Here is a 14,626-nt window from a genome sequence, read left to right as displayed (position 1 = left end):
GTCCGCGCGCGGGCGTGGCCACGGGCTCGTTCAATCCAACGCGTAGGAGCGGCGCGATCTGCTTGGGAATGGATGGCACGCCCTGGGGCGACTCAGTCGTCGTTGGCGGCGGTGCCGACCGGCGGTACCGGCCGCGAGTGCAGGGCGATGTTGAGTTGATCGACCACCATCGCCCAGTCGGCGTCGTCGATGCGTTCCTCGCGCAGCAACTGCGCCTGCGCCGGCGTCCAGAACGGCGCTTCTTCCAGCCGCATCGTGTCCGGCAGCGGCGAATGGCGGCCGATGAACTGGCGGATCTCGGTTTCGCTGTTGGGCAGGCCCAACTGGGCGAACAGCTCGGCGAACGGGTGGACGGGTTGTTCCATGGGGCACCTTGTCGATGGGGGCGCGCGCCGCGAGACGGCGCACAGACCAGGCACGATAGCGTTCGTGCGATCAGTGTCTTGTTAGGACGTGCGCTTGCGCGCTAGCCCAGTCCCGGCGGCACCGGGTGGCCGCGCCAGCGCCGCGTGCTGCGCTGGAAGAACCGACTGTTGGGAATCTGCAGCACGCTGTCGCCCTCGTCGCCGCGGTGTTCGCGCAGCGTGGTATAGATCAGGTTGATATCCACTACCTGGCCCTTGAGCCCGGGCTTTTCGCCGTTCTCGAGCAATTCGATGTGGTCGTGCAGGCGGAACGGCCGGGTGGCGAAGATCAGCAGCGTGCAGAAGATGTTCGACAGCACGCTCCAGGCCGCGAAGAACGCCACCGCCGCCACGGCGGCGAAGCCGGTGAACGCGGTCCACAGCACCGTGCCGGACACGCCTAGCCGATCCAGGATCAGCAACAGCGCGGTGGTGTAGATCACGAAGCCGCTGCCGCGGCGCGCCAGCATCGTCAGTTCGGGCGGCAACGCGTGGTGCTCGCTCAGGCGCCGCACCAGCCGCCGCAGCAGTGTGCGCAACAGCCATGCGCCCAGCACGATCAGCGCGATCTGCGCGCCCGGCACGATCAGGTCCAGCCAGCGGTGGACCGAGGGTGGCAGCATGGTGTGGAGCGAGGACATCGGCGGGTTCGGCATGGCGGGGGAGGCGCGATGGTCGCAATCGTCGCCGCATCGGGCAAGTGCGCAACACGCCAGGCCAGCGCCATCGCCGCCACGCCGACGCTGCAGCGCATGCGCGCTGCCGGGCGTCGCTCAGGCGGCCTGTTCCAGGCTGTCCCAGCGTTCGGCAGGGATCTCCGGCAGCGCCTCCAGCGCCGGCATCGCGAACAGGAACCCCTGGTACAACTCGATGCCCAACGCGCGCAGCGCGCGGTATTCGGCGGGCGTCTCCACGCCCTCGGCAAGCACCCGGCAGCCCAGTGCCGCGGCCATGCCGACGATGCCGGCGACGATATGCTGGCGCGGTACGCTGCTATCGATGTCGCGGATCAGGGCCATGTCCAGCTTGAGCAGATGCGGTTGGAAACTTGCGAGCAGGTTGAGTCCGGAGTGGCCGGCGCCGAAATCGTCGATCGCGGTCAGGAAGCCGCGCTGCGCGTAGTCGCGCAGGATCCGCACCACCTTGGGCAGGTCGCGGATGCGCTCGGACTCGCTCATCTCGAAGATCAGATTGCCGGTCGGTACGCCGTAGTGCTCGGCCGCGGCCAGGGTCAGGCGGATGCACGTCGCCGGTTCGTACACCGCATTGGGAATGAAATTGATCGACAGCCGGGTGCGCAGGCCCAGCCGCGCCGCGGTGGCGATCGCCTGCACTCGGCAGGTCTGGTCGAAGCGGTACAGCTGCTGCGGCCGCACCCGCGCCAATACCGCGGCCGCGCCGCTGCCGTCCTCGCCGCGGACCAGCGCCTCGTACGCGTAGATCGTGCGCGCCTGCGCATCGACGATCGGCTGGAACGCCATGCGGATGCCGAAGCCGAGCGGCTCGCCATCGCGGCAATTGCCGCAGGCCGGCTGGCCCAGTTCAGCGGAGAGGGAGCGCAGGAGCATGCCGTGCGTCTGTCACAGCGAAGAGATCTGGATTATCGGCCGGCGCCGTGAAGACGGCGCCGACATCGCCTGCGGCGGGGCCGCAGTGCGCGTGCTCAGCCGGCTTCGGCTTCGTCGACTTTCTTCAGCACGCGGGTGGTGCCGAGCACTTCGACGCGGCCGCCGGCCTTGCGGAACGCGGCCATGTCGGCCTCGATACGCTCGCGGCTGAGGCCCTTCTGCGCCTTGTCGCCGCTGCTGCTGCGTGCGGTCTTGGCGGTCGGGGGCGGGGTCTTGCTGGTGGGACGTGCCATGGTGAATCTCCTGGAGTCAGTACATCGTCAGGGGAATGCCGCGCGCCAACTGATCGTTGTGGATGCGGCGGATGTCGCGGCAATACGGGCCGGCCATCGTGAATTTGCGGCAGATCGCCGGGCGCTGTTCGTAGATCGAGCAGCACATGCGCTTGCTGTCCACCGCCACGCACCAGCCGTCCTCGTCGCGGGCCATCACGTGCAGGCCTTCGGCGGTGTGCTCGGTGTAGTGCTCGGGCACCTTGTCGTCGGGCATCAGCAGCACGGTCAGGCGGCAGCAGATCGCGTCGCAGCGATCGCAGGTGACGGATTTTTCGGCCGCGGCGCGCGGCGTTGCCTGTTGGGCGCTCACGCGTTGCCACCGGTTGGCAGGGCATCGCGGCTGAAGCGCAACACGCGGCCGCGGTAGGGCGGCAGATCGTCCGGCCCCAACGGCATTTCGCGCTGTTCGCTGAGCGCGTAGCCCTGCGTGGCCAGCGCGCGGGTCAGCGCGGCGCTGTTGCCGCGGCCCGGATCGGCGATCAGCACTTCCGCGCTCGCCGTCGCATGCCGCGCCAGCAATTCGGCCAGCAGCGCCGGATGCTGGTGTTCGTACAGCACATCGCTGCCGATGATCACGTCGAAACGGCCCAGCTCGAGGTTGGGCTGGTCCCAGTCGAGGCGGCGGTACGGCACCGCGGGCATTTCGTTGAGCGCGGCGTTGTAGGCCAGGAACACTTCGGTCAGCGGATGCCGGTCGCTGGCGACGATGTCGGCGCCGCGGCGGCGCAGCACCAGGCTGGCCAGGCCGAGGCCGCAGCCGATCTCGAGGATGCGCTTGTCGCCGAAGTCGTACAGCGCCATCGCTTCGGCGAGCAGCCGGCCGGCCGGCCACACGTTGCCGAACAGGCTCCATTGCGCCGAGGAAATGCCGGCCGCTTCGGCCTGCGCGTCGGGATCGGAGAACTGTTGGGTATCGAGCAGCGAACGGATGCGATAGTCCTGGCCGCCCAGGTTGAGCGTGTTGATCTGGGTGGCGTAGCCGGACACAGGCGCTCCCGTTGGGTCCGGCCCGAAGCGGGACGGAGGCTGGCGCGAGAAGAGGGGCGAGTCGGGCGACAGAAACGGCCGGACGAGACGCGTGTAGAAACGTGACGCTGAAGCGTGACCGCGCATATTACGCCAGTCGCGCCCCTTGCGTATGAACGGAAGCTGCGCTAGCGACTTGCGCACGCGCGGTCATGCCGGCGCACGCCGCGGCGAGGTTGGCGAGGCGTCGCGGGCCGCGCAGGTCAGCGCTGCGCGGCGGCCAGGGCCAGACCCTGGACCACGCCGAACGAGGGGTCGCCGTGCACCAGGCGCGCCTGCGAGAACGCGGCGGCGACCACCTGCTGGATGTAGCCGGCGCGCGACATGCCGCCGGTCAGGAACACCGCGGCCGGATCGCAGCCGATGTCGCTGCGGACCTGCGCGAGCAGCTCGCCCAGCGCTTCCAGATAGCTGCGTGCGGCATGGGTCAGTTCCTCGGCGCGCACCTGCACCTGCAGCCCGGCTTCGATGTACTCCAGCGCCTCCGCGTGCTGTGCGCTGTCGCTGAGGCGGATCTTGCTGCGTTCCACCGCGCGGTACAGGCGGGCGGTGTTGCCGGTGTCCTGCAGCGCCTGCAGCCGCGTGTCGTACGGGTGCGGCACTTCGTCGTAGCGATGCTGGCGGAAATCGCGCTGGCGGGTGGTGTCCTGCACCATCGCCGCCTCGACGTAATGGTGCGCCGGCACGCGGGTGCTGCCGCGGCCGAACAGCGGCATGTAGCTGGCCAGGCTCAGCGCCAGGTCGATGTCGGTACCGCCGCGGGCGATACCCCAGGCGCGATGCACCTGCGGCGCGCCGTCGCCGCCGACGCTGGCGTGGGCGATGTCGGTGGTGCCGCCGCCGATGTCCACCACCACCGCGTCGTGGCGTTCGTCGCTGCCGGCGTGGTAGTGCATCGCTGCGGCGGCGGGTTCTTCCAGGAACGCGATGTCGTCGAAGCCGGCGGCGATCGCGGCGCTGTGCAGGATCTGCAGCGCCTGCGCATTGCCGGCCTCGCCGATCGAACTGCGGAACTGCACCGGGCGCCCGAGCAGCGCGCTGCGTACCTGCAGGCCGAGTTGCTGCGAGGCGGTCAGGCGGATGTGCTCGAGGATATGGGTGGCGATGCCGGTGATGGTCTGCTTGGCGCGCGGATGCAGGTTGTAGCCGAGCATCGATTTCGGGCTCTGCACCAGGCTGCCTTCGCCTTCGATGAAATACGCATCCAGCGCCGCGTCGCCGTACACCGCGTTCTGCAGCAGCGCCGCAGAACTGCGCGGTTCGCGCATCTGCGCTTCCATCCATTGCCGGCGCACCACCCGGATCGCGTCGCGGCGCAACTCGTCGCGGCTGCGCTCGCGGCCGGCGGCGGCCGCATCGCGGCGGCCGGCCTCGATCAGCTCGTCCACCTGCCGTTCCAGCACCGGGGTCAGCTCGAAATCGGCCGGGTCGCGCATCACTTCCGGGAAGTACACGGTGGTGCGGAACTGGTGCTGGTCGCCGAAGCCGATCGGCACCACGCGGCCATCGATCACCGCGGCGGCGGCGGAGTTGCTGGTACCGAAATCGATGCCGAGTCTCATGTCGCTGCGGGGCCGGGCAGGGGGCCGCGCACTGTGCGGCAAGCCGCAGCGCGGCGCAAGCTGGCGACGGCCGCTGCAGGGGCGTGGCCGCGCCTGTCGCTGCCGCCTCCGCACAATGCACGAGGCCCGCGATTGCGGGCCTCGTGCGGTGCAGCCGGGATGCGGACGGTTACAGCGCCGCGCCCGCGTGGCCCTGGTTCTTTTCCTGCTCGGTGGCATCGCGCACGCCGGCCACTTCCACCGCGAAATGCAGCACCTGCCCGGCCAGCGGATGGTTGCCGTCGATGGTCACCAGTTCCGCGCCGACCTCGGTGACCGTGACCAGCAGCGGGCCCTGGTCGGTCTGCGCCTGGAACTGCATGCCGGGCTGCAGGCCTTCGGCATCCGGGAACGAGCTGCGCGGCACCTGCTGTTGCAGCTGCTCGTGGCGCGGACCGTAGCCTTCGGCCGGAATCACGTCGACCTGCACGCGTTCGCCGGGGCGCTTGCCGGTCAGCGCCTTTTCCAGCCCCGGCACGATGTTGCCGGCGCCGTGCAGATAGCTCAGCGGATTGTCCGGCGCGGATTGATCGATCACCTCGCCGGCATCGTCGGTCAGGGTGTAGTGGATGGTGGCGACAAGGCCATTGGCGATCTCCATGGGAAACCTCATTCAGTAGGAAGTGGGATACGCCGGCACAGTCACAGCGCGATGGGAGGTGCTACCCGAATACCCTAACGAAAAGCGGCGGCGGATCGCAAGTCGGCGCGGCGGATTACGCGTTCAGGCTGGCGGCGGCGCGCGCAACGCGCTGCGCCGCGCCTGCCACGCCTCGGGCGTTTGCGGCTTGACGAACAGCGACTGCAATTCGGGGTATTGCGCGCGCGCGGCGCGTTCGATGCGCTCGATGCAGGCCTCGATCTGCGCGGTGCTGCGCTGGTCCTCGAATTCGGCGCTGAGTGCGGCGACCACCTGCTCGGGACCCATCTGCACGCTCAGCACGCCGTTGACCGCGCGTACGTCCGGATCCGCGCCGGCGATGCGGCGCAAGGCATCGCTCAGCGGCCGCGCCGCCGGTTCGCCGATCAGCAGGCCCTTGGTCTCGCGGGCCAGCACGAAGGCCGAACAGGCCAGCACCGCGGCGATGCCGATCGAGGCCACGCCGTCCAGCTCCGGCATCTGCAGCCACTGCGCGGCCAACAGGCCCAGCAGGGCGATGAACAGGCCGATCAGCGCGGCGCTGTCTTCCAGCAGCACGGTGAACAGGCTCGGGTCCTTGCTTTCGCGGAACGCCTGCACGTAGCCCATGGCGCCCTTGCGCGCGCGGAACTCGCGCAGCGACACCCACCACGAAGCGCCCTCAAACAGGATCGACAGGCCCAGCACCACGTAGTTGAGGGTGTGGTTGCTGGCCGGCTCCGGATTGCGCACATGCGCGATGCCCTCGTAGAGCGACACGCCGGCGCCGAGCGCGAACACCAGCAGGGCGACGATGAAGCTCCAGAAATACAGCTCACGCCCGTAGCCGAACGGATGGCTGGCATCGGCGGGCCGCGCGGCGCGGCGCAGGCCGTACAGCAGCAACAGCTCGTTGACCGTATCGACCAGCGAATGCACGCCTTCGCTGAGCATCGCCGAACTGCCGGACAGCGCGGCGGCGACGAACTTGGCGATGGCGATGGCCAGGTTGCCGGCGAGCGCGGCATAGATCGCAAAGCGGGAACCGGAAGCGGCGGACATGGGATTCCTGCGGGAAGAGCGGACCGGACGCGGCACGCGGCGGCGTGGAGCGGGCGGCTACAATAGGCGTCCTCCCGTCGTCGCCGTATCAAGGAACCCCATGTCCGCCGCACCCGCCTGTCCGCAATGCACCCTGCAAAACACCTATGTCGACGGGGCGCTGTGGATCTGCGCCGACTGCGGCTACGAGTGGCCGGCAGCGGCGGACACCGCCACCGCCGCAGAAACGGTGGTGCGCGACAGCAACGGCAACGTGCTGCAGGCCGGCGACACCGTGGTGGTGATCAAGGACCTGAAGGTGAAGGGCTCGTCGATCCCGCTGAAGCAGGGCACAGTGATCCGCGGCATCCGCCTGGTCGAGGATGATGCCGAGCACATCGAAGGCAATTCGGACAAGATCAAGGGACTGGTGCTGAAGACCTGCTTCCTGCGCAAGGCCTGAGTCGCGGCGCAAAGGGGCGCGCCGCGGCGGTTGTCGCGCGCTGCGTGCAGCGGCGAGCAGCGCGCCGCACGACGATCGTTGCGCATGGGCTGCGGGCATCATCGCGGATGTGGATTGGCACCGGCCCGTGGCGCCAGCGATCGCCGACGCCACAGACAGCACGCGCGCCGGTCGTGCCGGCGCTGCTCAACCGCCGGTGTTCGCCCAGCCGTACCGGCGCTGCGCGAATGCCCACGCCAGCACCAGCAGCGCCAGCGCCGTCCACGGCAGCGCGGCGGCGCCGGAACGTTGCAGCACCATGCCGCCGAGCACGCCGGCGCCGGCGATCGCCAGGTTCCAGCCAGTGACCACCATTGACTGCGCCAGATCGGCGGCCTCGCCGGCACGGCGCGCGATCGCGGTCTGGAACAGCGTGGCGCAGCCGCCGAATGCTAATCCCCACACCGCCATCGCCACGGCCAGCAGTGCCGGCGAATGCGGCCACAGCGCCATCGCCAGCGCGGCGAGCGCGAACAGGCCGATGCTGGCCAGCAGCAGCGGCCGCATCCAGCGATCGATCCACAGGCCCACCGCGACGATGCCCAGCAGCGCGGCGACGCCGAACAGCAGCAGGTAGCGGTCCAGCGCGGCCGCCGCGGCCGACAGCGCCAGCAGCGGCGCCACATAGGTGTAGAGCAGGTTGTGCGCGAGAACGAACAGCAGCATCACCACCAGCACCTGGGCGATGCCGGGCAGGCCCAGCACGCGGCGCAGCGGCAGCGCCGTGCGCGCGGTGTGGCCGGCGAAGTCGGGCAGCGCAGCGCGGGCCCAACCGAGCAGGCCGAGGCTCAGCAGCGACATCGCGCCGAACGTCCAGCGCCAGCCCCACTGCTGCCCGAGCAGGGTGCCGGCCGGCACGCCCAGCGCCAGCGCCAGCGGCGTGCCGACCATCGCCACCGCGATCGCGCGTCCCTGCTGCGCCGGCGCCACCATCCGGCTCGCATAGCCGGCCAGCAACGCCCACAACAGCCCGGCGCTGACCCCGGCGAGCAGGTGCGCGGCCAGGATCAACGGATAGCTGGCGGACACGGCGGTGATCGTGTTGGCCAGCGCGAAGCCGGCGATGGCGAGCAGCAGCAACGGACGCCGGCGCCAGCGCCGGGTGGCGGCGGTGAGCGGGATGGCTGCCAGCAGCGAGCCGAGTGCGTAGACGGTGACCAGTTGGCCGACCCACGCTTCGCCGACGCCCAGTCCCGCCGCCATCGCCGGCAGCAGGCCGGCCGGCAGCGTCTCGGTGAGGATGGTGACGAAGCCGGCGCAGGCCAGCGCCAGCAATCCGCTCCAGGGCAGGCGCTGCGTTGCCGTCGCAGCGGTCGCGGCCGGGCACGGCGCCAGGCGTTCCCCGCTCATGCCGGCACGCTGCGCAGGCTGGCGTAGACCGCGTCGCGCAGCTCGGTCACGAACGCGCCGGACATGCCTTCGTACAAGGTGTTCGTCAGCGCCACCACGCTCAGCTGCCGTGCCGGATCGACGAACCAGCTATGGCCGTACGCGCCGCCCCAGCGCCAGGTGCCGGGTGCTTCCGGGGTCGCGGTCGGCGCCGGATCGCGCAGCACCGCAAAGCCCAGGCCGTAGCCCCAGCCGGGCGCGTCCGGCGGGCCGAAATCGCCGGCCTGCGCGCGGCCCATCTCGGCCACCAGCGCGGCCGGCAGCAGCGGCGCGCCGCCGCAGCGCAGCGTTTCCAGCAGGCGCAGCACGTCGTCGGCGCTGCCGACCATGCCGGCGCCGGCGGAGGCGAACGCCTGCGGATCCAGCGCGCGCGAAGGATGGAACACGATGCCGGCGCCGTCCGCGAACGGCGCGACCACTTCGCCTTCGCCGAGCCGGTGCGGCGAAGGGTCGCCGTTGACGTAGGGCACGGCCAACCGCGCCGCGTCCTCGGCATGGAAGGCGGTGGCGTGCATGCCCAGCGGCGCGGTGACCAGGTCGCGCACCAGCTGCGGCAACGGCTGACCGCTGGCCGCCTGCAGCAGCGCGCCGGCGACATCGATCGACAGCGAATAGCCCCAGCCGGTGCCGGGTGCGTACTGCAGCGGTACTTCGGCGAGGCGGCGCAGGTTGTCTTCCAGGCTCAGGCCGCTGTTGTCCATGCCGTCGGACACGCCGGCACGCGCATGCGCGCCGTCCGCCGGGTCGAGAAAGCGGTAGCCGAGTCCGGCGCTGTGGCTGAGCAACTGGCGCAGGCTGATGTCCGGCGCCCGCCCGTCGGGCAGCGCGGGGCGGAACCAGGGCAGCCAGCGAGCGATCGGCGCATCCAGCTGCAGCCGGCCTTGCGCGACCAGCGCCAATGCCGCAGTGGCGACGATCGGCTTGCTGACCGAGGCCAGGCGGAACGTGGCGTCCTCGCGCAGCGGCCGCTGCGTTTCGCGGTCGGCCCAGCCGGCGGCGCGGCGATAGACGCACTGACCCGCGTGCGCGACCAGCACCACCGCGCCGACCAGGCGCTGCTCGCGCAGCGCCGCATCGATCGCGGCATCGAGCGGCGCGGCCTGGTGCGGCGAAAGTGCCGGCGTATGCGCCGGGGCGACGGAAGCGACGGTGGGGGACATGGACATGGACGCGACTCGCGGTGGAAGGAGCTGCAGCGTGGGCGTATGCCGATTGCGGAAAAAGACGGGTAGAGTTCCTGGCTCCGAGGACGCAGATGTCCGCAATGGAGTGGGCGATGGACAGTCTGGGCAGCCTGCGCGGCTTCGTGCAGGTGGTGGAGAGCGGCGGCTTCGCCGAGGCGGCGCGGGTGCTGGGCGTGTCCGCTTCGGCGATGGCCAAGAGCGTGGCGCGGCTGGAGCAGTCGCTGGGCGTGCGCCTGTTCCATCGCAGCACCCGCAGCCAGACCCTGACCGCGGAAGGCCAGCTGTTCCTGCCGCGCTGCCGGCGCATCCTGGCCGAGGCCGAGGCGGCGCGCAGCGAGCTGGGCAGCCACGCGGCCACGCCGAAGGGACGGCTGCGGGTCAGCCTGCCGATGAACAACAACGTGCTGCTGCCGGTGCTTGCCGACTTCATGCGCGCCTATCCGCAGGTGCAACTGGATCTGGATTTCGACGACCGCCTGGTGGACGTGATCGAGGACGGCTTCGATGCGGTGCTGCGCGTGGCCGAACCCGACGACTCGCGCCTGGCGTCCAAGCGCCTGGGCGGTTTCCGGCGCTGCCTGGTGGCCGCGCCGGACTACCTGCAGCGCTGCGGCACGCCGCGCGCGCCGGCCGACCTGCTGGCCCACCAATGCCTGCATTACCGCTTCCGCAGCAGCGGACGCCTGGAGGCCTGGCCGATGGGCGCGGCGGCGGCCGGCCTGCAGTTGCCGGTGTCGATGGTCTGCAACAACATCGAAACGCGCCTGAGCTTCGCCCTGCGCGGCTGCGGCATCGCTCTGCTGCCGGAGCATTCGGTGCGCGATGCGGTCGCCAACGGCACGCTGCGCACGCTGCTGGACGACTATGTCGCCGCCGACGGCACCTTCCACCTGCTGTGGCCGTCGGGTCGGCACGTGCTGCCGAAATTACGCGTGTTCATCGATTACCTCAGCGAGCGGCTGATCCTGTAGCGCCTGCCGGCGCGATCGTTCGGGCCATGCCGGCCCGCCGTGAGCCGCCTGCACACGGCTATGATGCGCGCTGGGCGCCGGGGGGCGCCGCCCAGCAAAGGAACAGGGGACGCAATGGAGACGTACGTTGTCGCGGCCGGTGGCCGCCTGCGCATGGCGCGCGGGCTGGCGTGGCTGTTGGTGTTGTGCACGTTGGCATTGCCGGCGTGGGCGCGGATGCAGGAAGTCAAACCGGGGCAGACGCCGCAGTTGGCGGCCGACGAGGGCCTGGTGCTGGTCGCGGTGGATACCGATGTCGAACTGCACGGCGTGGAGTTGAACAAGGACGGCAAGATCTTCGGCGCCGGCACCATGTCCCAGCTCAAGCCGGGGATCAGCTACCGGCTGTACATCGCGCCGGTCGGCGACTACGCCTGGCGCAAGATCATGCTGATGCCGCAATTCAGCTACAGCTTGCGCGACAGCGACGAATTCCGTTTCCGTGTCCAACCCGGACGTATCACCTATCCGGGCGATCTGCTGTTCCGTCCCGAGTCGCTGTTCAATGTCGACATGGGCATGGTCAACCGTTCGCTGGCCGCAATGGACTGGCTGCAGCAGACCCATCCGGCGCTGTGGACGCAGTACGAACTGAGCTATTCCGGGCACTATCCCGATCCGTTCCCGCAGTTCTACCGCAAGGCGCTGGCGCAGCATCCCAACGCCACGCCGGCGGCGAAGGTGGCGTTGCGCGCGCCGCCGCCACCGGCCGCGATGCCGATCGCCCCGGCCACGTTGTTTCGCGGCGGTCTGGTCAAGGCGCTGGAGCTGAACCCGCGTGGCGACCTGCTGGCGCTGCAACTGCACGAGCGCAAGGACGAATGGCGGATCGAACTGCTGGATCTGACCAGCAACCAGCAGCGCCTGTTGGCCACCAGCGTCGAGCCGATCAAGCAACTGCTGTGGGCCGGCAACGATGCGCTGCTGTTCACCGTGCGCGTGCCGCGTGGCCCGAACGTGGTGCGCGGCATGCGCGTGGACACCGCGGCCGACGGCACGCGCAAGTGGAGCCCGCTGACCCTGCCCAATGGCGGCTACATCGTCGATGCGTTGCCGCAAACGCCCAACACGGTGCTGTTCGCCACCACGCTGCGCAACGGCGACAACGCGGTGCAGCTGATGGACGTGTCCAGCCAGGCGGCGATCGACCGCTGGCGGCCGCGCTTCCAGGAACGGCTGAACATCGGCCTGGAACGCGACGTGGGCTGGCTGACCGACGGCAACGGGCGGCTGCGCCTGGCGGTGGTGCGGCGCGACGACGACTACGTGCTGATGTACCGCGACGGCATGGGCGCGACCTACCGCGACGTGATGACGCTCAGCGACCTGCGCGATTTCCAGCCGGTCGGCCTGTCCTTCGATGCGGGCGAGATCTACGCGGTGACCGACGACGGCCGCGCGCAGCGCGACCTGGTCGCCTACGACGTCGCCGCGCGCAAGATCGTGCGCACGCTGTTCAGCCAGCCCGGAGTCGATGTGGTCGACCTGATCCAGGGGCCGCGGCGCACGCCGATCGGGGTCACTTACTACGAGAGCGGGCGCCTGGTCAGCCATTACTTCGAAAGCACCGACGAACGCCTCGGCCGCGCGCTGAGCGCGGCGCTGCCCGGTCGCAACGTGCAGATCGCCGCGCGCAACCTGGACGGCCGGCAGATGGTGCTGTGGGCCGACGCCAGCGACCAGCCGCCGCAACTGTTCCATCTGGACCTGGACAAGCGTGCCGCTAGCGCGATCGCCGAGGACATGCCATGGCTGCACGGCATGCACTTCGCGCCGAGCGAAGTGCTCAAGTTCAAGGGGCGCGACGGGCTGCCGCTGGAGGCGTTCCTGACCTTGCCGCCGGGCGGCGGACGCAAGCCGCTGGTGGTGTTCCCGCATGGCGGGCCGATCGGCGTGGCCGATTCGCTGGGCTTCGACCCGGACACCCAGTTCCTCGCCTCGCTGGGCTATGCGGTGCTGCGGGTCAATTTCCGCGGCTCCGACGGCTACGGCCGCGCGTTCCGCGAAGCCGGGCGCGGCGGTTTCGGCACGCTGATCGAGGACGACATCGATGCGGCGATCGGGCAGGCGCTGGCGCGCTACCCGCTGGATGCGCAGCGCATGTGCGTGCTTGGCGCCAGTTACGGCGGTTACTCGGCGCTGGTGATGGCGATGCGCTGGCCGGAGCGTTTCCGCTGCGTGGCCTCGATCGCCGGCGTCGCCGACCGGATCCTGTTCTATACCGCCAGCGACGGCGGGCGCGATGCCGATGGTCGCGCCGATCTGGAACGACTGCTGGGCAATCCCAACACGCAGCTGGAGCAGATGACCAGCACCTCGCCGCTGTACCGCTACGACGCGATCAAGGTGCCGGTGCTGCTGGCGCACGGGCTGGAAGACCGGCGCGTGGACTACGAACACACCCGGCGCATGCTGCGGATGCTGGAGATGGCCGGCAACCCGCCGGTGGGGCTGACCTTCGCGGGCGAGGGTCACGGCTTCGCCGACGTCGATCACCGCGCCGCGCTGTGGAGCGGGGTGGCGGGTTTCCTGCAGGCGCATCTGTCCGCGGACGCGCCGCCGCAGAAGGCGGCGACGCCTTGAGCTGCGGCGGCGGCACGGGTGTGCCGCCGCAGCGTGCCTGGCTTCTCAGTCCAGCGTCGGGTAGTCGGTGTAGCCCTTGGCGCCGCCGCCGTAGAGCGTGTCCGCATCCAGCGGGTTGAGCGGCGCATCGCGGCGCAGCCGTTCCACCAGATCCGGATTGGCGATGAACGGGCGCCCGAACGCGACCGCGTCGGCAGCGCCCGAGCCGAGCACCCGCTCGGCCAGGGCCTTGTCGTAGCCGTTGTTGACCAGCCACGGACCGCGGAACTTGGCGCGCAGTGCGGCGTAGTCGAAGGCGATGTTGTCGCGCGGGCCGCCGGTGGCGCCCTCGATCACGTGCAGGAAGGCCAGGCCCAGCGAATCCAGGCGTTCGACCGCGCGCTCGAACAGCGGCTGCGGGTCGCTGTCGTGCGCATCGTTGGCCGGGGTCACCGGCGACAGGCGCACGCCGGTGCGCTCGGCCCCGATTTCCTGCGCCACCGCCTGCACCACCTCGAACAGCAGCCGGGTGCGGTTCTCGATGCTGCCGCCGTAGGCGTCGTCGCGGCGGTTGCTGCCGTCGCGCAGGAACTGGTCGATCAGGTAGCCGTTGGCGGCATGCACTTCCACGCCGTCGAAGCCGGCGGCGATGGCGTTGCGCGCGGCATGGCGGAAGTCCTCGAGCAGCGCCGGAATCTCGTCCAGGCGCAGCGCGCGCGGTGCGGAGACGTCGCTGAAGCCCTCGGCGGTGTAGGTCTTGGCGTTGGCGCGCAGCGCGCTCGGCGCCACCGGCGCGGCGCCGTCCGGCAGCAGGCTGACGTGGGAAATGCGGCCGACGTGCCACAGCTGCAGCACGATCTTGCCGCCGCGGCGGTGCACCTCGGCGGTGACGTTCTTCCACGCCGCGACCTGCGCTTCGCTGTAGATCCCGGGCGTGTCCATGTAGCCCTGGCCCATCGGGCTGATCTGGGTGGCCTCGGCGACGATCAGCCCGGCGCTGGCGCGCTGGCCGTAGTACTCGGGCGCCAGCGGTGAGGGGATGCGGCCTTCGCCTTCGGCGCGGTTGCGGGTCAGCGGCGCCATCACGATGCGGTTGGTCAGTTCGATCGCGCCCAGGCGCAGCGGGGCGAACAACGGGGAAGCGGTAACGGTCATCGGTACGTTTCTCGAAACAGGAATGGGGGCATGGACGGCACGGCGCCGGCGGAGCCGGTCGTCACCCGTCAAGACATGGGGACGACCGCCGCGGTTGCGCGTCGCCATGATGGGACAGTGCGTTGCCGATGGCCGGCTCGCCAGCGAGGGAGCCTCCCGTGTTGGAGCCGATGCTTGGGAGTTGGCCGCGACGCCGTTGCGGTCCGAGCGATAGCGATGCACTGACTAAG

The 14,626-nt window shown here is 70.3% G+C and carries 15 protein-coding genes; 3 read left to right on the top strand and 12 right to left on the bottom strand.

Annotated elements, in window-relative coordinates:
* Positions 1–92: 92 nt before the first annotated feature.
* The 9 genes from HEP74_RS14000 to HEP74_RS13960 all read right to left on the bottom strand — a co-directional run bounded on the left by HEP74_RS14000 (position 93) and on the right by HEP74_RS13960 (position 6,615).
* Positions 93–365, bottom strand: a complete 273-nt coding sequence (locus HEP74_RS14000; protein WP_185813398.1) for a DUF2789 domain-containing protein — start codon at positions 363–365, stop codon at positions 93–95.
* Positions 366–466: 101 nt separating this feature from the next.
* Positions 467–1,045, bottom strand: a complete 579-nt coding sequence (locus tag HEP74_RS13995) for a mechanosensitive ion channel family protein (RefSeq protein WP_185813397.1) — start codon at positions 1,043–1,045, stop codon at positions 467–469.
* Between the two features lie 132 nt (positions 1,046–1,177).
* A complete protein-coding gene (locus tag HEP74_RS13990; RefSeq protein ID WP_185813396.1) occupies positions 1,178–1,972 on the bottom strand; it encodes an EAL domain-containing protein in 795 nt (264 codons plus the stop codon).
* 95 nt (positions 1,973–2,067) lie between these two features.
* Complete coding sequence (locus tag HEP74_RS13985; RefSeq protein ID WP_185813395.1) at positions 2,068–2,265, bottom strand: hypothetical protein; 198 nt, start codon at positions 2,263–2,265, stop codon at positions 2,068–2,070.
* A gap of 16 nt (positions 2,266–2,281) precedes the next feature.
* Complete coding sequence (locus tag HEP74_RS13980) at positions 2,282–2,617, bottom strand: YkgJ family cysteine cluster protein (RefSeq protein WP_185813394.1); 336 nt, start codon at positions 2,615–2,617, stop codon at positions 2,282–2,284.
* Entirely contained in the window at positions 2,614–3,294 is a 681-nt protein-coding gene (locus HEP74_RS13975; RefSeq protein ID WP_185813393.1) for a class I SAM-dependent methyltransferase, read from the bottom strand. Before HEP74_RS13975 ends, HEP74_RS13980 begins: the two co-directional genes overlap by 4 nt.
* A gap of 242 nt (positions 3,295–3,536) precedes the next feature.
* Positions 3,537–4,895 carry an Hsp70 family protein gene (locus HEP74_RS13970; protein WP_185813392.1) on the bottom strand — a complete coding sequence of 453 codons (1,359 nt, stop codon included), beginning with the start codon at positions 4,893–4,895 and terminating at the stop codon, positions 3,537–3,539.
* A 169-nt stretch (positions 4,896–5,064) separates the two neighbouring features.
* Positions 5,065–5,535 carry an FKBP-type peptidyl-prolyl cis-trans isomerase gene (locus HEP74_RS13965; protein WP_179563736.1) on the bottom strand — a complete coding sequence of 157 codons (471 nt, stop codon included), beginning with the start codon at positions 5,533–5,535 and terminating at the stop codon, positions 5,065–5,067.
* A 123-nt stretch (positions 5,536–5,658) separates the two neighbouring features.
* Positions 5,659–6,615, bottom strand: a complete 957-nt coding sequence (locus HEP74_RS13960) for a cation diffusion facilitator family transporter (RefSeq protein ID WP_185813391.1) — start codon at positions 6,613–6,615, stop codon at positions 5,659–5,661.
* Between the two features lie 100 nt (positions 6,616–6,715).
* On the opposite strand from HEP74_RS13960, the gene HEP74_RS13955 reads away from it, so the two are divergent.
* Positions 6,716–7,057 (top strand): zinc ribbon domain-containing protein YjdM, encoded by a 342-nt coding sequence (locus tag HEP74_RS13955; RefSeq protein ID WP_185813390.1) that lies wholly within the window; start codon positions 6,716–6,718, stop codon positions 7,055–7,057.
* 186 nt (positions 7,058–7,243) lie between these two features.
* Here HEP74_RS13955 and HEP74_RS13950 read toward each other — a convergent pair whose 3' ends face one another.
* Together HEP74_RS13950 and HEP74_RS13945 are read right to left on the bottom strand one after the other, a co-directional pair.
* The gene (locus tag HEP74_RS13950) at positions 7,244–8,446 is read right to left on the bottom strand and encodes an MFS transporter (RefSeq protein ID WP_185813389.1); all 1,203 of its coding nucleotides are present in this window, start codon (positions 8,444–8,446) and stop codon (positions 7,244–7,246) included.
* The gene (locus HEP74_RS13945; RefSeq protein ID WP_221893192.1) at positions 8,443–9,645 is read right to left on the bottom strand and encodes a serine hydrolase domain-containing protein; all 1,203 of its coding nucleotides are present in this window, start codon (positions 9,643–9,645) and stop codon (positions 8,443–8,445) included. The genes HEP74_RS13950 and HEP74_RS13945 overlap by 4 nt, the downstream gene beginning before the upstream one ends.
* A gap of 116 nt (positions 9,646–9,761) precedes the next feature.
* Here HEP74_RS13945 and HEP74_RS13940 point away from each other — a divergent pair, with 116 nt between their 5' ends.
* Both HEP74_RS13940 and HEP74_RS13935 read left to right on the top strand, forming a co-directional pair.
* Positions 9,762–10,640, top strand: coding sequence for a LysR family transcriptional regulator (locus HEP74_RS13940; RefSeq protein WP_185813387.1), 879 nt, complete (start codon positions 9,762–9,764; stop codon positions 10,638–10,640).
* Between the two features lie 114 nt (positions 10,641–10,754).
* The gene (locus HEP74_RS13935) at positions 10,755–13,262 is read left to right on the top strand and encodes an alpha/beta hydrolase family protein (protein WP_185813386.1); all 2,508 of its coding nucleotides are present in this window, start codon (positions 10,755–10,757) and stop codon (positions 13,260–13,262) included.
* 45 nt (positions 13,263–13,307) lie between these two features.
* Here HEP74_RS13935 and HEP74_RS13930 read toward each other — a convergent pair whose 3' ends face one another.
* Complete coding sequence (locus tag HEP74_RS13930) at positions 13,308–14,396, bottom strand: alkene reductase (RefSeq protein WP_185813385.1); 1,089 nt, start codon at positions 14,394–14,396, stop codon at positions 13,308–13,310.
* Positions 14,397–14,626: the final 230 nt, after the last annotated feature.

It is taken from the genome of Xanthomonas sp. SS, from assembly GCF_014236835.1.
In the GTDB taxonomy this organism is placed as follows: domain Bacteria; phylum Pseudomonadota; class Gammaproteobacteria; order Xanthomonadales; family Xanthomonadaceae; genus Xanthomonas_A.
Note: the sequence above shows the minus strand (reverse complement) of the source record. Positions and strands in the feature narration are given on the sequence as shown.

Bases quoted from the DNA above. Each gene is read 5' to 3' on its own strand.
- HEP74_RS14000 (WP_185813398.1), bottom strand. From the start codon at position 365: ATGGAACAACCCGTCCACCCGTTCGCCGAGCTGTTCGCCCAGTTGGGC.
- HEP74_RS13995 (WP_185813397.1), bottom strand. From the start codon at position 1,045: ATGTCCTCGCTCCACACCATGCTGCCACCCTCGGTCCACCGCTGGCTG.
- HEP74_RS13990 (WP_185813396.1), bottom strand. From the start codon at position 1,972: ATGCTCCTGCGCTCCCTCTCCGCTGAACTGGGCCAGCCGGCCTGCGGC.
- HEP74_RS13985 (WP_185813395.1), bottom strand. From the start codon at position 2,265: ATGGCACGTCCCACCAGCAAGACCCCGCCCCCGACCGCCAAGACCGCA.
- HEP74_RS13970 (WP_185813392.1), bottom strand. From the start codon at position 4,895: ATGAGACTCGGCATCGATTTCGGTACCAGCAACTCCGCCGCCGCCGCG.
- HEP74_RS13965 (WP_179563736.1), bottom strand. From the start codon at position 5,535: ATGGAGATCGCCAATGGCCTTGTCGCCACCATCCACTACACCCTGACC.
- HEP74_RS13960 (WP_185813391.1), bottom strand. From the start codon at position 6,615: ATGTCCGCCGCTTCCGGTTCCCGCTTTGCGATCTATGCCGCGCTCGCC.
- HEP74_RS13955 (WP_185813390.1), top strand. From the start codon at position 6,716: ATGTCCGCCGCACCCGCCTGTCCGCAATGCACCCTGCAAAACACCTAT.
- HEP74_RS13950 (WP_185813389.1), bottom strand. From the start codon at position 8,446: ATGAGCGGGGAACGCCTGGCGCCGTGCCCGGCCGCGACCGCTGCGACG.
- HEP74_RS13945 (WP_221893192.1), bottom strand. From the start codon at position 9,645: ATGTCCCCCACCGTCGCTTCCGTCGCCCCGGCGCATACGCCGGCACTT.
- HEP74_RS13940 (WP_185813387.1), top strand. From the start codon at position 9,762: ATGGACAGTCTGGGCAGCCTGCGCGGCTTCGTGCAGGTGGTGGAGAGC.
- HEP74_RS13935 (WP_185813386.1), top strand. From the start codon at position 10,755: ATGGAGACGTACGTTGTCGCGGCCGGTGGCCGCCTGCGCATGGCGCGC.
- HEP74_RS13930 (WP_185813385.1), bottom strand. From the start codon at position 14,396: ATGACCGTTACCGCTTCCCCGTTGTTCGCCCCGCTGCGCCTGGGCGCG.